This is a genomic window from Mycobacterium sp. NPDC004974 (assembly GCF_053600815.1).
On the sequence record NZ_JBSGAQ010000005.1, the window covers coordinates 1 to 21,023 of the forward strand.

General features: G+C 67.7%; 19 protein-coding genes. 6 read left to right on the forward strand and 13 right to left on the reverse strand.

Features of this window, described 5'->3' with window-relative positions:
* Positions 1-321: 321 nt before the first annotated feature.
* Complete coding sequence (tyrS, locus tag ACWEFV_RS13390; protein ID WP_167857872.1) at positions 322-1,608, reverse strand: tyrosine--tRNA ligase; 1,287 nt, start codon at positions 1,606-1,608, stop codon at positions 322-324.
* A gap of 27 nt (positions 1,609-1,635) precedes the next feature.
* A complete protein-coding gene (locus tag ACWEFV_RS13395) occupies positions 1,636-2,247 on the reverse strand; it encodes a DNA-3-methyladenine glycosylase (protein WP_135460093.1) in 612 nt (203 codons plus the stop codon).
* A gap of 80 nt (positions 2,248-2,327) precedes the next feature.
* Between ACWEFV_RS13395 and ACWEFV_RS13400 the strand changes: the two genes are divergently transcribed.
* Genes ACWEFV_RS13400 through ACWEFV_RS13410 form a run of 3 tightly spaced genes read left to right on the forward strand, consistent with a single transcriptional unit; the run spans position 2,328 to position 4,498 of the window.
* Entirely contained in the window at positions 2,328-3,113 is a 786-nt protein-coding gene (locus ACWEFV_RS13400) for an ABC transporter ATP-binding protein (RefSeq protein WP_450070516.1), read from the forward strand.
* On the forward strand, positions 3,038-3,865 hold the full coding sequence (locus ACWEFV_RS13405; protein ID WP_167857873.1) for an ABC transporter permease: 828 nt from the start codon (positions 3,038-3,040) through the stop codon (positions 3,863-3,865). The genes ACWEFV_RS13400 and ACWEFV_RS13405 overlap by 76 nt, the downstream gene beginning before the upstream one ends.
* A 6-nt stretch (positions 3,866-3,871) precedes the next feature.
* Positions 3,872-4,498 (forward strand): TetR/AcrR family transcriptional regulator, encoded by a 627-nt coding sequence (locus tag ACWEFV_RS13410; RefSeq protein ID WP_135455330.1) that lies wholly within the window; start codon positions 3,872-3,874, stop codon positions 4,496-4,498.
* Here ACWEFV_RS13410 and ACWEFV_RS13415 read toward each other — a convergent pair.
* The 3 genes from ACWEFV_RS13415 to ACWEFV_RS13425 form a co-directional block, all read right to left on the reverse strand.
* Positions 4,481-4,699 (reverse strand): Trm112 family protein, encoded by a 219-nt coding sequence (locus tag ACWEFV_RS13415; RefSeq protein ID WP_135455332.1) that lies wholly within the window; start codon positions 4,697-4,699, stop codon positions 4,481-4,483. The genes ACWEFV_RS13410 and ACWEFV_RS13415 overlap by 18 nt on opposite strands.
* Positions 4,700-4,708: 9 nt before the next feature.
* On the reverse strand, positions 4,709-5,254 hold the full coding sequence (locus ACWEFV_RS13420) for a hypothetical protein (RefSeq protein WP_450070517.1): 546 nt from the start codon (positions 5,252-5,254) through the stop codon (positions 4,709-4,711).
* A 67-nt stretch (positions 5,255-5,321) separates the two neighbouring features.
* Positions 5,322-8,318: an acyl-CoA synthetase gene (locus tag ACWEFV_RS13425; RefSeq protein ID WP_450070781.1), complete on the reverse strand. Its 2,997-nt coding sequence runs from the start codon at positions 8,316-8,318 to the stop codon at positions 5,322-5,324.
* A 152-nt stretch (positions 8,319-8,470) separates the two neighbouring features.
* Here ACWEFV_RS13425 and ACWEFV_RS13430 point away from each other — a divergent pair, with 152 nt between their 5' ends.
* The 3 genes from ACWEFV_RS13430 to ACWEFV_RS13440 all read left to right on the forward strand — a co-directional run bounded on the left by ACWEFV_RS13430 (position 8,471) and on the right by ACWEFV_RS13440 (position 12,499).
* Positions 8,471-10,264: an ABC-F family ATP-binding cassette domain-containing protein gene (locus ACWEFV_RS13430; RefSeq protein WP_450070518.1), complete on the forward strand. Its 1,794-nt coding sequence runs from the start codon at positions 8,471-8,473 to the stop codon at positions 10,262-10,264.
* Positions 10,265-10,403: 139 nt separating this feature from the next.
* Entirely contained in the window at positions 10,404-10,883 is a 480-nt protein-coding gene (locus ACWEFV_RS13435) for an MPT63 family protein (protein ID WP_135455338.1), read from the forward strand.
* A 149-nt stretch (positions 10,884-11,032) separates the two neighbouring features.
* Positions 11,033-12,499 carry an FAD-binding protein gene (locus ACWEFV_RS13440; RefSeq protein WP_450070519.1) on the forward strand — a complete coding sequence of 489 codons (1,467 nt, stop codon included), beginning with the start codon at positions 11,033-11,035 and terminating at the stop codon, positions 12,497-12,499.
* 48 nt (positions 12,500-12,547) lie between these two features.
* On the opposite strand, the gene argH is transcribed toward ACWEFV_RS13440, so the two are convergent.
* The 8 genes from argH to argC all read right to left on the reverse strand — a co-directional run bounded on the left by argH (position 12,548) and on the right by argC (position 21,010).
* The gene (gene argH, locus ACWEFV_RS13445; protein ID WP_450070520.1) at positions 12,548-13,972 is read right to left on the reverse strand and encodes an argininosuccinate lyase; all 1,425 of its coding nucleotides are present in this window, start codon (positions 13,970-13,972) and stop codon (positions 12,548-12,550) included.
* A gap of 99 nt (positions 13,973-14,071) precedes the next feature.
* On the reverse strand, positions 14,072-15,271 hold the full coding sequence (locus ACWEFV_RS13450; RefSeq protein ID WP_135455344.1) for an argininosuccinate synthase: 1,200 nt from the start codon (positions 15,269-15,271) through the stop codon (positions 14,072-14,074).
* Between the two features lie 23 nt (positions 15,272-15,294).
* Entirely contained in the window at positions 15,295-15,789 is a 495-nt protein-coding gene (locus tag ACWEFV_RS13455; protein WP_210115668.1) for an arginine repressor, read from the reverse strand.
* Positions 15,768-16,694 carry an ornithine carbamoyltransferase gene (gene argF / locus ACWEFV_RS13460; protein ID WP_135455348.1) on the reverse strand — a complete coding sequence of 309 codons (927 nt, stop codon included), beginning with the start codon at positions 16,692-16,694 and terminating at the stop codon, positions 15,768-15,770. Before argF ends, ACWEFV_RS13455 begins: the two co-directional genes overlap by 22 nt.
* Positions 16,691-17,866: an acetylornithine transaminase gene (locus ACWEFV_RS13465; RefSeq protein WP_450070521.1), complete on the reverse strand. Its 1,176-nt coding sequence runs from the start codon at positions 17,864-17,866 to the stop codon at positions 16,691-16,693. Before ACWEFV_RS13465 ends, argF begins: the two co-directional genes overlap by 4 nt.
* Positions 17,863-18,741, reverse strand: a complete 879-nt coding sequence (gene argB / locus ACWEFV_RS13470; RefSeq protein ID WP_135455353.1) for an acetylglutamate kinase — start codon at positions 18,739-18,741, stop codon at positions 17,863-17,865. The genes ACWEFV_RS13465 and argB overlap by 4 nt, the downstream gene beginning before the upstream one ends.
* On the reverse strand, positions 18,738-19,937 hold the full coding sequence (gene argJ, locus ACWEFV_RS13475; RefSeq protein ID WP_450070782.1) for a bifunctional glutamate N-acetyltransferase/amino-acid acetyltransferase ArgJ: 1,200 nt from the start codon (positions 19,935-19,937) through the stop codon (positions 18,738-18,740). Before argJ ends, argB begins: the two co-directional genes overlap by 4 nt.
* Positions 19,938-19,975: 38 nt before the next feature.
* Positions 19,976-21,010, reverse strand: a complete 1,035-nt coding sequence (gene argC, locus ACWEFV_RS13480) for an N-acetyl-gamma-glutamyl-phosphate reductase (RefSeq protein WP_450070522.1) — start codon at positions 21,008-21,010, stop codon at positions 19,976-19,978.
* Between the last annotated feature and the right edge of the window lie 13 nt (positions 21,011-21,023).

Below are 21,023 nucleotides of genomic sequence, written 5' to 3' on the forward strand. Positions count from 1 at the left end.
AAAAACAAACAACCACACCCTAAACGGGAAAAAGAGCGTGGCCAAAAAACAACAAACAAAAACCACCAAACACACTATTGAGTTCTCAAACAACACGCCCGAGTTTGCCGCACAGAAACCCCGCGGCTAAAAGCCGCTGAACTCTACCACGGACAGTGAGAAGACCCACCGTAATGGGTGTCTCTCTCGGATTTCGTCTTCGCTCCCCGGCGCTTGTCCGTGTCGCTCTGACCTGCAATAAGTTACGTGAGCGCTAACAGCGAGTCAAATCGCCTGGTTGCTCCGACGTTTTCCCAGGTCAGAGCCCGGTCGTCGGTGGGCCTACGCGCCTACGCGCTCGACCCCGGCAATGTGCCGCTTGCCACGTCGCAACACGAGCCAACGCTCATGCAGAAAATCGGATTGCCGTGGTATCCACTCGTCGCTTTCAATGCGAATGTTGTTCACATAGACGCCACCCTCAGCGACATTGCGGCGTGCAGCTCCCTTACTCGCCGCCAATCCCGTGCCGACCAACAAATCGACGATCGAATCCGGGCCGCCCGGCTTCAACTCGGCGACCTGTCCACTACTTGCCTCCCGCAGCGCGGCGCCGAGGGTGGATTCGTCGAGGTCGGTCAGCTCGGCCCGGCCGAACAGCGCCTGACTGGCCAGCTCGACCGCCGTCGTCGCGCCTTCCCCATGCACCAACGTGGTGAGTTCACGCGCCAATCGCCGCTGCGCGGCGCGTTCATGCGCGCGGTTCTGGGTGGAGTCCTCCAGCTCGGCGATCTCATCCGAGGACAAGAAGGTGAACCACCGCAGGTAGCCGATCACGTCGGCATCGGCCGTGTTCACGAAGTACTGGTACCAGGCGTATGGGCTGGTCATCTCGGGATCGAGCCACAGATTGCCGCCGCCCGTCGACTTGCCGAACTTCTTGCCCTCGGAGTCGGTGACCAGCGGAGTCGTCATGGCGTGCACCGTGGCGCCCAGCTTCTGGCGGACCAACCGGGCGCCGGCCACGATGTTGCCCCACTGGTCGGAGCCGCCGATCTGCAACGCGCAGCCGTGGCGCTGGTGCAGTTCCACGAAGTCGTTGGCCTGAAGAAGCATGTAGCTGAACTCGGTGTAGGAGATGCCGTCGCCCTCCAGCCGGCGACGCACTGTCTCCCGGTCGAGCATCACGTTCACCGAGAAGTATTTGCCGAGGTCACGGAGGAATTCGATGGCCGAGAGCTCGGCGGTCCAGTTCAGGTTGTTCTCGACGATGGCGCCGGTCGGGGTGTCGTCGAATTCGACGAACCGTTCCAGCTGGCCGCGGATGCGACCGGCCCAGTCGGCGACCGTGTCGGCGGTGTTCAGTGTGCGTTCCCCGGTATCGCGGGGGTCGCCGATCATTCCGGTGGCCCCGCCGGCGAGCACGATGGGCCGGTGCCCGGCACGCTGAAACCGGCGCAGCGTCAGCAGCGGCACCAGATGGCCCGCGTGCAGGCTCGGCGCGGTCGGGTCGAAGCCCGAGTAGACAGTCATGGGTCCCTTGGCCAGGTCATTGGCCAGCGTGTCGCGGTCGGTCGACTGGGCGATCAGGCCACGCCAGTCCAGCTCATCGAGGATTCCCATGCTCATGACGACGATCATGCCGCATTGCCGAGATCAGTCACTGGCACCGGGCGCGGGGGCGCGCGGGCTGCGCCGGTAGGCCGACACCTCTCCCCTGTCCGCCAGCCACAACCGCCATCTGCGGTCGGCGGCCTTGCTCACGCCGACCCGTGGGCCGTCGACCGACGGAAGCGGATCACCCAATGTCAAGCGGACCGGGCTGTCGGCGTCGAACAGGTCAATTCCGTTGTCCTCCATGGTGATTCCCAGGGCCGAACAGAGGTTGCCCGGCCCCCGCGCCAGCGCCGCCGGGCGAATCGCCGGTCCACGACGGGCGCCGGCCACGTCGGCGCCCTCGCACACCGACGCCGCTCGCAGCAGTACCGCCCCCGCGATGCCGTCGTGCCCGCAGACCACATTCGCGCAGACGTGAATGCCATGGCTGCGGTAGGTGTACAGGTACCCGGGCGGGCCGAACATCACGAGATTCCGACCGCCCGCACCGCGAAACGAGTGCGAGGCGGCGTCGGGCCAGGGCCCGTCGGGCGGGCCGCCGTACGCCTCCACCTCGACGATGACAGAGCTGACGCCGCGACCGGTCAGCTCGGCTCCCAACAGTCGGCGGGCCGCGAGCAAGGGGGCACCAGTCAACAGCTCGGTGCCTATCTGCAAGCCCACCCGAGCGATTCTGCACTTCGTAACATCCACCGTTGACACCGGCCACACCGGAGCGCAGTATTCACCACATGATGACTTCATCGATTGATGAATTCTCCCCAGGATTCCCGGCCGGCGCCGCTCCCCCGGCCATCGACATCGCCGGACTGCAGGTCACCCGGGGTGGCCGGCCCGCGATCCGCGATCTCACCGTGCAGATCGCCGGCGGCACCATAACCGGCCTCCTCGGCCCATCCGGCTGCGGCAAGTCCACCCTGATGCGCAGCGTCGTCGGAACCCAGATCGTCGCGGCGGGCACGGTCACCGTGCTCGGGCACCCCGCCGGCTCAGCACCGCTGCGCCACCGGGTCGGATACGTGACGCAGGATCCGACGATCTACGACGACCTGCGGGTGATCGACAACGTGCGGTACTTCGCCGCGCTGTACGGAACGTCTGCGGACTCGGCCACCAGTGCCATCCGGTCGGTCGGCCTCGACGATCACCGCACCGCTTACTGCGGCAACCTCTCGGGCGGCCAGCGCACCCGGGTCTCACTTGCCTGTGCGCTGGTGTCCGAGCCCGAACTCCTGGTGCTCGACGAACCCACCGTGGGCCTCGACCCGGTACTGCGCGTCGACCTGTGGGAACAGTTCAACGAACTGTCGCGGCGCGGCACCACATTGCTGGTCTCCAGCCACGTGATGGACGAGGCCGACCACTGCGGCGACCTGCTGCTCATGCGCGACGGCCGACTGCTCGCCCACACCACCCCGGACCAGCTACGGAAGGACACGGAATGTACGTCCCTGGAGGAAGCGTTTCTCACCGTCATCCGGCGCAGCGACTCGGGCGCGATCAACCGGGCCGACTGAGCCCGGCGGCCTACCTGGCCACGACCGGCCGGATCCTGCGGCAACTGGCGGCCGACCACCGCAGTGTCGCCATGATCCTGGTGGTACCCAGCCTGATCATCACGCTGATGTACTTCATGTTCCAGAATGCGCCGCACCCGCCGGGACACCCGACGCCGTTCAACAACGCATGTCTGATCATGCTCGGCGTCTTCCCGCTGATCGTGATGTTCCTGATCACCTCGATCACCATGCAGCGCGAACGCGTCTCGGGAACCCTCGAGCGGATCCTGACCACACCGCTGCGCCGCTTCGACCTGTTGGCCGCCTACGGCACCGCGTTCTCGATCGCCGCCGCGGCCCAGGCCACCCTGGCCTGCATCGTCTCGTTCTGGTTCCTCGGATTCGACACCGCGGGCAGCCCCATCCTGGTGTTCCTGATCGCGATCATCAACGCCGTGCTGGGCGTGGGGCTGGGCCTGTTGTGCAGCGCGTTCGCCCGGACCGAGTTCCAGGCGGTCCAGTTCATGCCCGTGGTGATCGCGCCGCAGCTGCTGTTGTGCGGCATCATTGTGCCGCGCGCTGCGCTGCCGGAATGGCTGCAGTGGATCAGCAACGTGCTGCCTGCGAGCTATGCGCTCGAAGCCCTGCAGCAGGTCGGTGCCCACCCAGAGCTCACCGCCGTCGCGGCCCGTGACATCGCGATCGTAGTGGGGTTTGCTGTGCTGGCACTGTGTCTGGCCGCGGCCACCCTGCGCCGCCGAACACCTTAGGAAGCCGTGAGCACCGACATCGATTCCGAACGAGAACGCAAACGGCCCGGCCGCCCCGCCGGCCCGTCGGACAAACGCGAGCGCATCTTGACCAGCGCACGGGAATTGTTCTCCCGCAACGGAATCGACAAGACATCGATCCGCTCGATCGCGGCCGACGCCGGGGTGGACGCCGCCCTCGTGCACCACTACTTCGGCACAAAGACCCAGCTGTTCGCCGCCGCGATCCACATTCCCATCGATCCCATGACCGTGATCGGGAAGCTCAAAGACGTGCCGGTCGAGCAGATCGGGCATACCTTGCCGTCAATCCTGTTGCCGCTGTGGGATTCTGAGATCGGCAAGGGCTTCGTGGCGACCTTGCGCTCCATCCTGGCCGGCAACGACGTATCGCTGGTGCGGTCGTTTCTCCAGGAGATCATCATCGGCGAAATCGGGCCCCGGGTAGACAGCCCGCCCGGAAGTTCTCGCGTGCGCATCCAGTTCGTCGCCTCGCAACTGGTCGGGGTCGCGATGGCGCGCTACATCCTGGAACTGGAACCCTTCGCCACGCTGCCGGCGGATCAGATCGTCGAGACCATCGCACCCACCCTGCAGCGCTACCTCACGGGTGACCTACCCGGACTCCCCTGATCCGGCCAATTCCAGCAGCCGGCGATGCTCGGCGTCGTCCTCGATGGCTACGGCCTCGTCGACGAGCAGCACCGGGATGCCGTCCTCGATCCGGTATGCCCGCCGCAACCGGGGGTTGTAGAGCCAGTCCGTACCGGCCAGCAGCAGCGGCCCGCGGTCCTGCGGGCACACCAGGATGCTCAAGAGCTTGTCGTCGACCACCAGGTGACGCTAGCCCAGCGGGATCGAGATGCCGCCACTCGGGCCGGGCTCGCCGCCGCCCCCGCCCGGAATGGGAGCGATGCCGCCCGGGAACTGGCCCACCCCGGGGTTGAGACCACTCTGCTTCGGAACCTGGGCGCTGGACTGTGCCTGCAACTTGCGCTGGTACGACAGCGTGCTCTTGAGGGCGTTGATCAGCGGAACCTGATTGGGGCGCTTGTCGAGCGCCGCGGTGATGGCTTCACGGTTGGCGTTCGATGGCCTGTACCCCTGCGCACGCAGCTTCATGATGTCGTGGATCAGCGTCGAGATCTGGCCACCGCCCTCGCCCGTGTCGTAGTCCTTGGCGATGATGGACAGTGCCTCGTCGGCGGTCATCTGCGGCGCCGCGGGGGCAGCCGATCCGGGTGCATCCGCGGCAGGGGTCGGCTGAGCGGGATCGGCGGCCGCTACCGGCGCACCTGCGCCCACCAGCAGCCCCAGGACCAGCGCACCGCCCGTCACCGTTCCGGTGACGATCCGACGCCAGCTGTTCGCACCCGATCCCGATGTCATCGATCCTCCAGTCGTTCTGCCGTCTGCCGGAGCCTAACAGCGCTTTCCTGCCCCGGCACCCCGTCGGCTAGTCGGTCGCCGGCTCGTCATCGGGGGCTCCCGCGACGAGTTCGGCCCGGCTGGCCGCCGTCATTTTCTTGTACGTACCTGTATCGGCATCGAAGTACCAGCAGTTACGGCGGCCCGGTTTCGGGATGCCCGCCGCCCGCAGCGGACCGACGAGCGGGCGGTATGAGGCGCCGAGTTCCATGTCGGCCACCACGTGCACCACGTCGGGCGGGTTACCCGCGGCCAGATCGTCCAGCGCGTGGGTGAGATCGGCCGTCGGGACGCTGCCGCCCGGACGCAGCGCCAGCGCCGTCACCGCCAGTTGCCGGCCTCCTTCCGTGACGCCGTACGTCACCGACATGTCGACCGCGTCCAGGCGGCCGACCGCGTCGTTGACGCTCGTCGCGAACACCGGTCCCCGTTCGGTCCGGATCACCGCACCCCGGTTGTCGACCAGCCAGTAGTCACCGTCCTCGTCACGACGGAACAGGAACTCGGTGGACACCCAGGTGTCGGCCGGCGCGAACACGCCCCGCTTGACCACGGCGGTCGGATCGACCGGGCCGCGCGGGTGAGCCAGCAGCACGCCGACCTCGTTAGCCTCGGCCTTGCGCACGAAACCCTGCTCGTCCTCCAGGATCAGGTCGTCATCGGCGTCGTAGGCGGCCAGCTCGACGGTGCCGCCGCCCGGCAGCGGGCGGCCCTTGCTGCCGATCTTGGCGCCGGACACGTTGGCCAGCACGGCCTGCCCGTCTGTGGTGGCGAAGAACTCCACGACCTGGGCCGGCTCGAACACGTCGACCACCCGCTTCCACAACCCGGCGGGCATGCCCGAGCCGATGAACAACCGAACCGGGTGGCTTCCGGTGAGCGAGAACGACGGATCGTCGATGACCTCGCGCAGCATGGCCCAGGTGTAGGACACGACCGTGACGCCGTACTGCCGGATCTCCTGCAGGAACCGGTCAGGCTGCAGCCCGCGGGACAGCGCGATGCGTGAGCCGCCGACCACCGCACCGCCCAGGCTGACCAGCAGGCCGGACTGGTGATGCAGCGGGGTCAGGCAGTAGACCGTGTCACCTCGGCCGAGATTGGCCGCCGACGCGGTACCGAACGCCGAAAGCGCCCATCGGAAGTTGGTGATCTGGCGGGCTACGAGCTCACCGCCGACCTCGCTGAAGGCGACGAAGGCCAGGTCGCGGGCCAGGCCCGGGTTGGGCCGGTACCAGCCGGGAAGCTCGACGACGTCGGGGTCGATCTTCTCCATATCGACGACAGACGCGACGTCGTCGTACTCCTCCAGGTGCAGATCACGGTTTTCACCGCCGCCGAGGACCAGCACGCGCTTCCCGAGTTCACGCGCCATGTCGAGGTGGCTCGGGTCGGCGATGATCTCGGACACGCCGCCGAGACGGGCGGCCTCGGCCAGATCCGTCTCCGGCAGCAGCACCGCCACCGCCCCCAACCGGGACAGCGCCGCGATCGCGACCAGGGCGCTGGGCCGGGTGTCCATCAGCACGCCGACGCGGGCGCCCTGACGCACCCCGACGTCGATCAGGCCGTGCACCACGTTGTTGACCCGGCGGTCCACCGCCTCGTAGGTGTGCACCCGGCCGTCGAACAGCAGCGCCTCACCGTTGGGCACGCTGCGCGCCTGCTCGCTCATGATCCGGCCGAGCGAGATCCGGGTGTGGTCGTTGACCTGACCCAACCGGGCCAGCCTCGGCAGCGTCCGGGCCGTCTCGATGACCAGGGTCCTGGCGTTCTTGTTCGCCGTCACCAAGGCCTCGGCCGCCGAGCGGGCCACCCCGAACGCCATCTCGGTGGCGGCGGTGGCACTGTGGGTGACGCGGGTGGAGAACGACACCCCGCCCTCCGGATGATCGGCCGGCTGCGATCCCATCGGGACCACACCCTCCGGCATCTGTTCTCCACCAAGCCATTTCACCCACTGCGCCACAGTCGGCCAGGTCTGGGTGGAGGCCTTGGAACCCACGACCAAACCGAAATGCCCTGCCCTGATCAGATATTCGTAGACATCCGCATCCGGCGCGGCCCGCTTGATGCCCCGGACCGCGGCCGGCTGACCGATGTCGTCGACCTCGCCGACCACCGCCAGGATCGGGCAGTCGATGTCGGACAGCGTGACCAGGTCACCGTGGACGGAAAAGCCGCCCGTCATCATCCGGTTGTGGGCGATGAACTGTTTGAGCAGCTCGGCGATCGCCGGCCCCGACCACGCGATCCAGCCCTCCGAGGACAGGAACCGGCGCTGCTGCTCGCGCGGCAGCAGGGCCTCGCGGTCGTGCAGCTGCCGCAGGAACTCCAGACGCGACTGTGCGGTCTTGATCGGGTCCAGCATCTGAAACCCGGTGCGGGCCAACCAGCCCGGGATGTCGATGCGGCTGAACACGTGATCGGCCATGAAATCCGCCGCACCCGCGGCGACGCCGGCCGGAAGGTTCATCGGCAACGCGGCCAGGGTGTCCACCGGGGACCCGAAGGCGATGATGCTGGCCAGGTCCTTGGACCGCCGATAGGCCGCGGCCTGGTAGGCGAACATCCCGCCCTGCGAGTAACCGGCCAGGTGCACGTCGCGGCCCGTGACCTCTTTGACGATGTCGATGGCCTCCGACAACGCCACCACGTGGTCGGCGAGATTGCGTTGCATGCCGCCTTCGACCTTGTCCGGTGAACCGAAATCGATCACCCAAGGGTCGACACCCGCGGAGTGCAGGATGCCGACCGCACCGTCGTCGCGCGTCACGTCCCACATGTCGGCCGACATCATCATCGGATGCACCATCAGCACCGGCGGCCGCGGATTCTGGACGCCGGGACGGACGTCCGGCGGGAAGTACCGCCGGAGCCGGTACATCGGCACGCTCTGGATGATCTGGAAGGGCGACGGCACCGAACCGGTCTCCAGGCCCCCGTAGCGCAGCACCTCCAGACCGTTCTGAGCGGTCGCCAGCAACCGCTCGACCGGTTTGGTCACTGCCGAGAAATCCACCAGCTTGCTCCCCACACGACAACTCAACCCCGACCCCCGATTGACGTGGTCATCATGGCACAACAGCTACCGGTTCCAGATGTGATCACCCCGACGTCTGCAGTGGCCCCATGCGATGCCGCTGTCACGGCCACCGGCAGATAGGGTCGGCGGCGATGGCACACCTGCTCGGGGGCGAAACCCTGCATCTGGAATACCCCGCCGGGGTGGTGTTCGACGCGGTCACCGTCGGTGTCAGCGAAGGCGACCGGATCGGCATCGTCGGCCGCAACGGTGACGGCAAATCCAGCCTGCTGGCCATGCTGGCCGGCCGGCTGGAACCGGATTCCGGACGGGTCACCGTGCGCGGTGGTGTGCGGGTCGGCGTACTCGATCAGGCCGACACCCTCGACGACGCCGACACCGTCGGCCACGCCGTGGTCGGCGACGTGCCCGAACACGAATGGGCCGGCGACCCCCGTGGGCGCGATGTCATCTCCGGCCTGCTCGGTGACCTGCCCTGGGACGCAGAACTCCGCACGCTGTCGGGCGGACAGCGGCGCCGGGTCGCTCTGGCCAGGCTGCTGGCCGGGGATCACGACGTGCTGGCGCTCGACGAGCCGACCAACCACCTCGACGTGGAGGCGATCACCTGGCTCGCCGAGCACCTCAAGAAGCGCTGGTCCGCGTCGTCCGGTGGGCTGCTGGTGGTGACGCACGACCGCTGGTTTCTCGACGAGGTCTGTACGACCACATGGGAAGTGCACGATCGCATCGTCGAACCGTTCGACGGCGGCTACGCCGCCTACATCCTGCAGCGGGTGGAACGCGACCGGCAGGCGGCCACGATCGAGGCGCGCCGGCAGAACCTGGCCCGCAAGGAACTGGCCTGGCTGCGCCGCGGCGCTCCGGCCCGCACCTCGAAGCCGAAGTTCCGCATCGATGCGGCCAACGCGCTGATCGCCGACGTGCCGGAGATCCGGGACAAGGTCGCGCTGCAGTCCCTGGCGGTGTCACGGCTGGGCAAGCAGGTCGTCGACCTGCTGGATGTGTCGGTGAGCTACGGCGACCGCGAAGTGCTGCATCAGGTCGAGTGGCGGGTCGCCCCCGGTGAGCGCACCGGGATCCTGGGCGTCAACGGCGCCGGAAAATCGACGCTGCTGGGCCTTATCGACGGTTCGGTGCAACCGACCTCGGGACGGGTCAAACACGGTAAGACGCTGCAGGTCGCGACCCTCACCCAGACCGTGGACGAGCTTGAGCCCCACCTCGGCGATCCGGTGCGGACGGTACTGGCCAACCTGCGCACGACGTATGTGTTCGGCAGCGGGTCGAAGGCCCAGGAACTCACGCCCGGGCAGTTGCTGGAGCGTCTCGGGTTCTCCAGCGCCCAGTTGTCGACACCGGTCAAGGACCTCTCCGGCGGGCAACAACGTCGCCTGCAACTGCTGTTGATCCTGCTCGCACAGCCCAACGTGCTGATCCTCGACGAGCCGACCAATGACCTGGACACCGACATGCTCTCCGCCATGGAGGATCTGCTCGACTCGTGGCCCGGCACGCTGATCGTGGTGAGCCACGATCGCTATTTTCTGGAGCGGGTCACCGATCAGCAGTACGGGATCCTCGGCGGGCATCTCCGGCATCTGCCGGGCGGGGTGGATGAGTACCTGCGGTTGCGGGCCGCGCATGGGTCAGCGACCGGCGCGGCGCCGGCACCGACCGCCGGCACTGCAGCGGACGGGCTGTCCGGCGCCGACTTGCGGGCAGCGCAGAAGGAGGTGTCCGCCCTGGAACGCCGGCTGGAGAAACTGCAGCAACAGATCAACCGGTCCCGGACGGCGATGGCGGACCACGACCAGTCCGATTTCGAGGGACTCGCGGTCAAGGTGGCCGCCATCCGCGCGCTGGAGGACGAAGTCACCGAGGTCGAGGAACGCTGGTTCGAACTCGGCGAGCAGATCGGCTGAGGGCACAGCCTGATTCGTCGCTGACCAACCTGGCCGAACGGACCGAGATCCCCGAATCAGTTCCGGGAAGTATCGACGGGTTCCACCTCATCGGAGTTAGCTGACATACGTCAGTGCTTTACCGATTGTGGAGGGCATCATGAAGATCACCACAGTACTGAAGGCCGCCCTGTCCGCCCTGATCGCGGCGACGATCGCGATCCTCCTCGCACCGAGCGCAACAGCGGCATATCCCATGGTGGGAAAGCTGGGCAGCACGCTGAAAGACACCGACAGCGTCGGTCAGGTCACCTACTCCTGGATGGTGGGCAACCTCAAGCCGAGCACCGATCCGATGCCGGGCTACCGGGTCGCCGGCCAGTTGTGGGAGGCCACCGCGACCGTCCACGCCGTTGCCGGCAGCGTCACGCCCGCGATCTCACAGTTCAATGCAGTCGCCCCGAACCAGGCCGCCTACCGGGTGCTGTGGTTCGTCGCCAGCCCGACCAACATCAGTGGTGGCACCATCCCGCAGGGCGGGCAATCCACCGGCAAGATCCACTTCGACGTAACCGGCCCTGCGCCGAACACCATCACGATGAACAACGGCATGCAGGATCTGATGATCTGGGGGCCGTGATCGTCGCCTCGGACGCGCCGAGTCAGCTCGGCCTCTAGTGCCTCAGCGCTGCAACCGGGCGCGCAGCTCGGCAGCGATTCCCAGCGTCGCCCGTCCCGACGATCCACCTTCAAGGACACCGCCTTTGGCGTAAGCCATACGATTCCGCAATGGCACCGGAGGTCTCACGTCAGGTCTTCGTTCGTGGCGCGCTCGGCGTGGCCGCCGGTTCGCTGCTGGCCTCGTGCCAGTCACCCGCGGCTCCGCGTCCGCAACCTCCGCCCGTGGTGTCCGGTCCGCCGGACTGGGCTGCCCTCGAGGACGCGATCGAAGGCCAGCTCATTCTGCCGGCCGGCGCCGAGTACACCACGGCAAAGAACGTCTTCAATATGCGATTCGCCAACTGTGCACCGGCGGCGGTTGTCGCAGTGAAGTCGACCAGCGACGTGCAGAAGGCCATGGTGTTCGCCGCGAAGAACGGCATCAAGGTCGCCGCTCGTAGTGGCGGACACTCCTATATCGGCGCTTCGGCGGCACCTGCCGCGATGATCATCGACCTACGGCGGTTGCCTGGCGGTGTTGCCTACAACGACGAACGCAGATTGGCGACGGTTTCGGCTGCAGCACAATTGAATTCGTTGCACACGACCCTGGCGGCGCATGGACGGGCGATCCCCGGCGGCAGCTGCCCGACAGTTGGCGTCGCCGGTTTGACGCTGGGTGGGGGCTTGGGGTCCGATGCCCGGCTTTCCGGCCTGACTTGCGACGCGCTGGTATCGGCTTCCGTCGTGTTACCCAGCGGTGAAGCGATCACCGCGGCGCCTGACGACCACGCGGATCTGTTCTGGGCCCTGAGGGGCGGTGGAGGCGGCAGCTTCGGCGTGGTCACATCCTTCACGTTCCGGACGTTTCCGATTACCGACAGGGACGTCATCACCCTGGTATTCCCCGAAGCTGCGACTGAGCACGCACTCATCGGCTGGCACGAGTGGCTGTGCACCGCGGACCGAGCGATCTGGGGCATGGTCAACATCACGAAGGGTGGGGGTTCCGGGGACTGCACGATGGTGTTGGCGACTCCGCCCGGAGACGGTCCGAGCAGAGCCGCTGACCTGAGCGCCGCGATCGGAGTGCGGCCCGCAATCGGTACGAGCCGAACCCTTAGTCGGATGGACTTCGTCCACTATTTCGAAGGCGGTGCCCAAGCGACTCACCCGCGGGCATTCGTGGCGGGCTCCGACATCGTCGGGAAGATGACCCCGGCCACCGCGGAATCGATCGTCGCCGCCACATCGGCATGGCCGCAGGCCGCGGGTTCGGCGACCACCGTGATCGAGTCGCTCTCGGGAGCGGTCAGCGACGTTGATTCGGGCGATACGGCGTTTCCGTGGCGTCGGCAGGCAGCGTGCATTCAGTGGTATGCCGAGACCCCCGCACCCACGACCGTTGCCGCTGCCGATCGCTGGTTGCAGAGTGCACACGACACGGTTCACGCGAGTTCGGTCGGTGGCTACGTTAACTACGTCGAACCCGACACAGCGGCGGCACGCTACTTCGGCGGCAACCTGAAGCGACTCACCGCCGTCCGGCAGCGGTACGACCCGGACGCGTTGATGTACTCGGGCATCGGCTTCTGACAGTCAATGCCGAATCGATCGTCGGCGAAGTCGGCGAGCGGCGCCGCCTCAACCTAGGGTGGCGCGCAACCTCTCGGCCGTCTCACGGACCACGCCGAGCTGCTTGGCGACCTGAACGGGCGCGGTACCGCCCCGGGCGCTGCGCGCGTTCACCGAACCCTCAACGGTCAACACCTCGCGCACCTGTGCGGTGAGCGACGGGTTGATCGCGGCGAATTCGTCGTCGGTGAGCTCCTCGAGCCCGACGCCGCGCCCCTCGGCGGCCTGCACCGCGGCACCCGCGGCCTCGTGGGCGACGCGGAACGGAACACCTTCGCGGACCAGCCATTCGGCGATATCGGTGGCCAGTGTGTAACCGGCCGGCGCCAGCGCGGCCATCCTGGCCTCGTCAAAGGTCAGCGTGCCGACCAGACCGGCCATCGCCGGCAGCAGCAGCTCCAGCTGAGCTACCGAGTCGAAGACCGGTTCCTTGTCCTCCTGCAGGTCCCGGTTGTAGGCCAGCGGCTGCGCCTTGAGCGTCGCCAGCAGGCCGGTGAGGTTACCGATCAGCCGTCCGGACTTACCGCGGGCCAACTCGGCGATGTCCGGGTTCTTCTTCTGCGGCATGATCGAGCTGCCGGTCGACCAGGAGTCGTGCAGCGTGACATACCCGAATTCGGTTGTGCTCCACAGGATGATGTCCTCGGCGAGCCGGGACAGGTCCACCCCGATCTGCGCGAACACGAACGCCGCCTCGGCGGCGAAATCCCGCGCCGCGGTGGCGTCGACGGAATTGTCTGCGGCCGAGGCGAATCCGAGGTCCTCGGCGATAGCGTCAGGATCCAGGCCGAGCGAAGAGCCGGCCAGCGCCCCCGAGCCGTAGGGCGAGACCGCGGTGCGATCGTCGAAATCGGCGAGCCGGTCGACATTGCGCAGCAGCGGATGAGCGTGGGCCAGCAGATGATGCGCGAGCAGGATCGGCTGGGCGGCCTGCAGGTGGGTCTTGCCGGGCATGATCGCCGTCGGATGCGCTGCGGCCTGTACCGCCAGCGCGTTGACCACTTCGAGCACGCCGTCGGCGACGCGGCGGACGGCGTCGCGCAGCCACATCCGGAACAGCGTGGCGACCTGGTCGTTGCGGGAGCGGCCGGCACGCAGCCGGCCGCCCAGATCGGGCCCGACCCGGTCGATCAGCCCGCGCTCCAGCGCACCGTGCACGTCCTCGTCGCTCACCAGCGGCTCGAAACTGCCGTCGGCGACATCGGAACCCAGGCTGTCCAGGCCGGCGAGCAGCCCGTCGCGCTGTTCGTCGGTGAGCAGCCCGGCCCGGTGCAAGACCCGGGCATGGGCCTTGGACGCCTTGACGTCGTACGGCGCCAACACCCAGTCGAAGTGGGTCGACTTGCTCAGGGCGGCAAGGGCGGCCGAGGGACCGTCGGCGAACCGGCCGCCCCACAGCGAGCCCTCGTTGGTGGTTCCGTCGTTGGTGCTCATGTCACTTCTTCCCGCGAGCAGTCCCCCGCAAGCGGGAGGGGCCCCCAGCAAAACTGCCTAGAAACACTGGAAATTGGGCAGTTTTACGTCTGCTCGGCATCAGAGGCCCAGGTCGCGCTTGGCCGAGATCTTGGACGACAGACCATGCAGCTGCACGAAGCCCTTGGCCGCGCTCTGGTCGAAGCTGTCGCCCTCGTCGTAGGTCGCGAGGTTGAAGTCGTACAGCGACTCACCGGAACGACGACCGTTGACGATGACGCTCCCGGCGTGCAGAACCAGCCGGATGTCACCGGACACGTGCTGCTGCGTGTGCTCGACGAACGCCTCCAGCGAGCGCTTCAGCGGGCTGAACCACAGGCCGTCATAGGTGAGCTCGCCCCACTTCTGGTCCACGCCGCGCTTGTACCTGCCCAGCTCGCGCTCCAGTGTCACGTGCTCGAGCTCGGTGTGCGCGGTGATCAGCACCATCGCGCCCGGAGCCTCGTAGATCTCGCGGCTCTTGATGCCGACCAACCGGTCCTCGACCACATCCAACCGGCCCACGCCCTGAGCGCCGGCCCGGGTGTTGAGCTCCTGGATGATCTCCAGGACGCTGAGCGGGCGACCGTCGATCGCGATCGGGCGGCCCTTGTCGAAGCTGATGATCAGCTCGTCGGGGGCGTTGAAGTTGACCGTCGGGTCCTGGGTGTAGTCGTAGACGTCCTTGGTCGGCGCGTTCCACAGGTCCTCGAGGAAACCGGTCTCCACCGCGCGGCCCCACACGTTCTGGTCGATCGAGAACGGTGAACGCTTGGTGACGTTGATCGGGATGGCGTTCTCCTCGGCGAACGCGATGGCCTTCTCGCGGGTCCAGGCGTAGTCGCGAACCGGCGCGATGACGTCCAGTTCGGGCGCCAGGGAGGCGAACCCGACCTCGAACCGCACCTGGTCGTTGCCCTTGCCGGTGCAGCCGTGCGCGACGACGGTGCCGCCGTGGGCACGCGCCGCGTCGACCAGGTGCTTGACGATCAGGGGGCGGCTGATGGCCGACACGAGCGGGTAGCGATCCATGTAGAGCGCGTTCGCCTTGATGGTCGGCAGGCAGTATTCGTCGGCGAATTCGTCACGGGCGTCGACCACGACCGCCTCGACCGCGCCGCAGTCCAGGGCACGCTGGCGCACGACGTCCATGTCCTCGCCGCCCTGACCCAGATCGATGGCGACGGCGACAACCTCTTTGCCGGTCTCCTTACCGATCCAGCTGATCGCGACCGAGGTGTCCAGACCTCCGGAGTACGCCAGGATGACGCGTTCGGACATGAGCAATCTCCTTGTTTTGAGCTCTACTTCAAGTTTTCGATGGTGTTGGCAAGTTCGGCCCCGGTCATCGGTTCGCGCGCCACCATCAGGATGGTGTCGTCACCGGCGATGGTGCCGACCACATACGGCAGGGCGGCGCGATCGATCGCGCTGGCCAGGTAATGCGCGGCCCCGGGCGGGGTGCGCAGCACGGCAAGATTAGCGCTGGCGTCGGTCGATACCAGCAACTCCCCCAACAAGCGGGTCAACCGCTCGGTGCCACCGGACACACCCCGCACCGGGCTGCCGTCCTCGGGCACCACATACGCGCCGACGCCGCCGTCGACGCCACGCAGTTTCACCGCGCCGAGTTCCTCCAGGTCCCGCGACAACGTCGCCTGGGTGACCTCGATGCCCTCCTGGCCCAGCAGTGCGGCCAGTTCGGTCTGGCTGCTCACCTGCCTGGACGACAGCAGAGCGATGATGCGGGCCTGGCGGCCGGCACGCGTCGGTGCACTCACCTGTTCTCCAGCAACCAGACCAGCAGAGCCTTCTGGGCGTGCAACCGGTTCTCGGCCTCGTCGAACACCGCGCTCTGCGGGCCGTCGATCACCTCGTCGGTGATCTCGTGCCCACGGTGCGCCGGAAGGCAGTGCAGCACAATGGCTGCCGGGTCGGCGAGCTTGAGAAGTTCGGCGTTGACCTGGAACGGACGGAACGGCCGCACCCGGTCGAGGCCGTCGTTCTCCTGCCCCATCGAGGTCCAGGTGTCGGTGACGAGCACGTCGGCTCCGTCGGACCCGGCCCTCGCGTCGTCGGTGAGCGAGACCGTCGCCCCGGTCTCGGCCGCACGGCGCTTGGCGGCGTCGACGAAATGCGGATCCGGTTCGAAGCCGGCAGGCGCGGCGATCGTGACGTTGATGCCCGCCGTGACCCCGCCGAGCATCAGCGAGTGCGCCATGTTGTTGGCCCCGTCGCCCAGATATGTCATCCGCAGCCCGGCCAGGTTGCCCCGGCGCTCTGCCAGCGTCTGCAGGTCGGCCAGCACCTGGCAGGGGTGGAATTCGTCGGACAGCGCATTAACGATCGGCACCGAGGATCCCGACGCCATGGCGGTCAGCCGCTCCTGGGCGAAGGTCCGCCACACGATGGCGTCGACGTAGCGGGACAGCACCGCCCCGGTGTCCTCGAGGGTCTCCTCGCGGCCCAGCTGGGTGCTGCGGCCGTCGACCACTACGGCATGGCCGCCGAGCTGGGCAATACCCATCTCGAACGAGAACCGGGTGCGGGTCGAGTTCTTCTCGAAGATCACCGCGACGCCGCGCGGGCCTTCCAACGGACGCCGCGAGAACGGCGCCTTCTTCAGCTCGGCGGCGAGGGCGAGGACCTCGGCCTGCTCGTCGGGTGACAGATCGTCGTCACGCAGGAAATGCCGGATGGTCATGAGGAAGCCTCCACAGCGGTATCGAGCACGGCGGGCAGAGCGGTCAGGAAGGTCTCGATCTGCGGTTCGGTGATGATCAGGGGCGGCGCCAGCCGGATCACGTCGGCGGCCGGGGCGTTGACCAGGAAGCCGGCGTCGCGGGCAGCGGCCTCGACGGCTTTGGCGCTCGGCGCGGTCAGCACCACGCCTTGCAGCAGACCCTTTCCGCGCACGTGATCGACCAACGGATGGCCCAGCTCCTCGATGCCGTGGCTCAGGGTCTTGCCGAGCACCCCGGCGCGGGCGATCAGGTCCCCGTCCGCCAGTGCCTTGAGTACGCCCAGTGCCGCCGCGGTGCACACCGGGTTGCCGCCGAAGGTGCTGCCGTGCAGGCCCGGGGTCAGCAGATCGCCGGCGGCACCGATGGCCAGGCAGGCACCGATCGGCAGTCCGCCGCCCAGCCCCTTGGCCAGGGTCACCACGTCGGGGGTGATGCCGTCGTGCTGATGGGCGTAGAACGCGCCGGTGCGCCCGACGCCGGTCTGCACCTCGTCGAGGATGAGTAGCGCGCCGTTCTTCGTGGTGATGTCCCGGGCGGCAGCCAGGTATCCGGCGGGTGGGACGACGACGCCGCCCTCCCCCATGATCGGTTCCAGGAACACCGCGGCGGTGTGCGAATCGACCGCGGCGGCAAGGGCTTCCACGTCGCCATAGGGCACATGCGTGACGTTGCCCGGCAACGGCTCGAACGGGGCCTGCTTGGTGGGCTGGCCGGTCAGCGCCAGCGACCCCATCGTGCGGCCGTGGAAGGCACCTTGGGCGGCAACGATATTCGTCTTACCGGTGAGCCGGGTGATCTTGAAGGCGACCTCGTTGGCCTCGGTGCCCGAGTTGCAGAAGAACACCCGGGCCTGAGTTCCCAGATGCCCGACCAGCGCCTCGGCCAGCGCGATGCCCGGCTCGGTGGCGTACAGGTTGGACGTGTGCCCCAGCGTGTTGAGCTGGGTGGTGACGGCCTCGATGACCGCGGGGTGGCGGTGCCCGAGCAGGTTGACCGCGATGCCGCCGAGCAGGTCCAGATAGGACTTGCCGTCGGTGTCGGTCACCACGACGCCGTCACCGCTGGCCAGAGCCAACGGCGGGGTGCCGTAGTTGTTCATCATCACCGCTTCCCAGCGGTCCTGCAGGCTCACTTCGCCACCACCTTGGTTCCAGTTCCTTCATCGGTGAAAAGCTCGACCAGCACGCAGTGTTCGACGCGGCCGTCGATCACGTGCGCACTCGGCACGCCGCCGGCCACCGCCCGCAGGCAGGCCTCGATCTTGGGCACCATGCCCGATTCCAGTGACGGCAGCAGTTGCGTCAGTGCCGCGGTGTCGATCTCGGTGACCAGCGAGGAGCGGTCGGGCCAGTCGGTGTAGAGGCCCTCCACATCGGTGAGCATCACCAGCTTCTCCGCGCCCAGCGCCTCAGCCAGCGCCGCGGCCGCGGTGTCGGCGTTGATGTTGTGCACCACGCCGTCGGCATCGGGACCGATGGTCGAGACCACCGGAATCCGGCCCGCGGCAATGAGATCCAGCAGCGAGTCGGCGTTGACGTGTTCGACGTCGCCGACCAGCCCGATGTCGGTGGCCACCCCGTCCACGGTGACGCTGCGCCGCACCGCGGTGAACAGATGCGCGTCCTCCCCGGTGAGACCCACCGCGTAGGGGCCGTGGGCGTTGATCAGGTTGACCAGCTCGCGGCCCACCTGACCGAACAGCACCATGCGCGCCACATCGAGGACCTCGGGAGTGGTCACCCGGAAGCCGCCCTTGAAATCGCCTGGGATGCCGAGCTTCTTGAGCATCGCGCTGATCTGCGGCCCGCCGCCGTGCACCACCACGGGATGGATGCCGCAGTTGCGCAGGAACACCATGTCGGCGGCGAAGGCCGCCTTGAGGGTGTCGTCGGTCATCGCGTTGCCGCCGTACTTGACGACGACGATCTTGCCGTGCAGTTGTTTGAGCCACGGCAGCGCCGAGGCGAGCACCTGGGCCTTGACGCCCCGCTCGATGGCCTGGCTCATGAGCTGTAGGCCGAGTTCTCTTCGACGTAGGCGTGTGACAGGTCGGTGGTCCTGATCGATGCCTCATGCGAGCCCACGGCCAGGTCCACGACGACGACGATGTCCTCGCCGGACAGGTCGACGTCACGGGCACCCGGGGCGCCGGCCCCGTCGATGCACACCGGAGAACCGTTGAACGACACGCTGATCCGTTCGGGATCCAGCTTGACCGGGGCGATACCGACCGCGGCCAGGACCCGGCCCCAGTTCGGGTCGGAGCCGAACAGTGCGGTCTTGACCAGGCTGTCGCGAGCGATGACGCGTGCCGCGACGAGCGCGTCGTCCTCGGTGTCGGCGCCGGTCACGGTGATGACGACCCGCTTGGTGACGCCCTCGGCATCGGCCTGCAGCTGCGCGCACAGGTCGTCGCAGACCCGCAACACGGCCTCGTTGAGATCGTCCTGGCTCGGCGCGATCTCGCTGGCGCCCGACGCGAGGAGCAGCACGGTGTCGTTGGTCGAGCAGCTGCCGTCAACGTCAAGCCGGTCGAAGGTCAGCGCCGCGGCCCGCTTGAGCGCGGTGTCCAGTGCCGCGGAATCCGCGACGGCATCGGTGGTCAGCACCACCAGCATGGTGGCCAGTGACGGCGCCAGCATGCCGGCACCCTTGGCCATCCCGCCGAGGGTCCAGTTCTCCCCCGATTCCACCGCATGGTGCAGCGCAACCTGTTTCGGCACGGTGTCGGTGGTCATGATGGCCCGCGCGGCGTCGTCTCCGCCGGTCAGTCCACCGGCGACCTCGTGCACTATCTCGGTGACGCCGGCCAGCACCTTGTCCATCGGCAACCGGTCACCGATCAGGCCCGTCGAGCACACCGCGACCTCGATGGCGCCGGTCTCGGTGCCCCAGTCGCTCAGCGCGGTGGCGACGGCCTCGGCGGTGGCGTGGGTGTCCTGGAAGCCCAGCGGGCCGGTGCAGGCGTTGGCGCCGCCCGAGTTCAGCACCACCGCGCGCAGCCGCCCGGTGGTGAGCACCTGCTGTGACCACTTCACGGGCGCGGCCTTGATCTTGTTGCGGGTGAACACCCCAGCTGCCGCGTAGTCCGGTCCCTCGTTGAATACCAGGGCCAGGTCCGGTGCGCCGGATGCCTTGATACCGGCGGCGATTCCGGCGGCCCGGAAACCTGCCGGGGCGGTCACGCCCTGGGTACGGATCAGCTTGGCGGCCTGGGCCGTCCCGGTTTGCGTCGACTCGGTCAAGGTGCCACTCCCACGATCGAAAGTCCTTCGGTTTCGGGCCAGCCCAGTGCCAGATTCATCGACTGCACCGCAGCGCCGCCGGTTCCCTTGGTGAGGTTGTCGATGGCGGCGATGGCCACCAGTGTCTTCGCCTGCTCATCGACGGCGACCGCGACCTGCGCGGCGTTGCTGCCGATCACCGACCCGGTCTTGGGCAGCTGCCCCTCCGGCAGGAGGTAGATGAACGGCTCTGCGTCGTAAGCCTTTTCGTAAGCGGCCCGGACCTCGGCCTCCGATGCCTCGGTGCGGGCGGTGCAGGTGGCCAGGATGCCGCGGGAGGTGGGGATCAGCACCGGGGTGAACGAGACGGTGACGTCCTTGTCGGTCACCGACCGCAGTCCCTGGGCGATTTCCGGGGTGTGCCGGTGCTTGCCGGCGATGTTGTAGGCACGTGCCGAGCCGATCACCTCGGAACCCAGCAGGTCCACCTTGGCGGACTTGCCCGCACCCGAAGTGCCGCTGACGGCTACGACAGTGACGGCCGGTTCGACGAGATCGCCGGCCACGGCGGGCAGGAGCGCCAGCAGTGCGGCGGTCGGATAGCAACCCGGCACCGCGATGCGCTTGGTGTCCTTGAGCCGGTCCCGGGCGCCGGGCAGTTCGGGCAGCCCGTAGGGCCAGCTGCCGGCGTGCGGTGAACCGTAGAACTTCTCCCAGTCGGCGGCGTCGGTCAGCCGGAAGTCTGCACCGCAGTCGATGATCAGGGTGTCGGGACCGAGGTGCTCGGCGAGCGCAGCGGAATGACCGTGCGGCAGCCCGAGGAACACCACGTCATGACCGGCCAGCACCTCGGCGGTGGTGGGCTCCAGGACACGGGAGGCCAACGGCAGCAGGTGCGGGTGATGCTCGGCCACCGTCGTCCCGGCACTGGAGGCCGCGGTCAACGCCCCGATGGTCAACCGGCCGTCAGCGTAGGCCGGATGCCCGAGCAGCAATCGCAGGATCTCTCCGCCGGCGTAGCCGCTGGCGCCGGCCACCGCTATCGAAGTCATACCGCAATTCTGC

What these genes read in the sequence shown, in the direction of transcription:
- argH (WP_450070520.1), bottom strand. Translation starts at nt 13,972, where the DNA reads ATGAGCACCAACGACGGAACCACCAACGAGGGCTCGCTGTGGGGCGGC.
- ACWEFV_RS13430 (WP_450070518.1), top strand. Translation starts at nt 8,471, where the DNA reads ATGGCACACCTGCTCGGGGGCGAAACCCTGCATCTGGAATACCCCGCC.
- argC (WP_450070522.1), bottom strand. Translation starts at nt 21,010, where the DNA reads ATGACTTCGATAGCGGTGGCCGGCGCCAGCGGCTACGCCGGCGGAGAG.
- argB (WP_135455353.1), bottom strand. Translation starts at nt 18,741, where the DNA reads ATGAGCCAGGCCATCGAGCGGGGCGTCAAGGCCCAGGTGCTCGCCTCG.
- ACWEFV_RS13405 (WP_167857873.1), top strand. Translation starts at nt 3,038, where the DNA reads ATGTACGTCCCTGGAGGAAGCGTTTCTCACCGTCATCCGGCGCAGCGA.
- ACWEFV_RS13450 (WP_135455344.1), bottom strand. Translation starts at nt 15,271, where the DNA reads ATGTCCGAACGCGTCATCCTGGCGTACTCCGGAGGTCTGGACACCTCG.
- tyrS (WP_167857872.1), bottom strand. Translation starts at nt 1,608, where the DNA reads ATGAGCATGGGAATCCTCGATGAGCTGGACTGGCGTGGCCTGATCGCC.
- argF (WP_135455348.1), bottom strand. Translation starts at nt 16,694, where the DNA reads ATGACCATCCGGCATTTCCTGCGTGACGACGATCTGTCACCCGACGAG.
- ACWEFV_RS13440 (WP_450070519.1), top strand. Translation starts at nt 11,033, where the DNA reads ATGGCACCGGAGGTCTCACGTCAGGTCTTCGTTCGTGGCGCGCTCGGC.
- ACWEFV_RS13420 (WP_450070517.1), bottom strand. Translation starts at nt 5,254, where the DNA reads ATGACATCGGGATCGGGTGCGAACAGCTGGCGTCGGATCGTCACCGGA.
- ACWEFV_RS13435 (WP_135455338.1), top strand. Translation starts at nt 10,404, where the DNA reads ATGAAGATCACCACAGTACTGAAGGCCGCCCTGTCCGCCCTGATCGCG.
- ACWEFV_RS13400 (WP_450070516.1), top strand. Translation starts at nt 2,328, where the DNA reads ATGATGACTTCATCGATTGATGAATTCTCCCCAGGATTCCCGGCCGGC.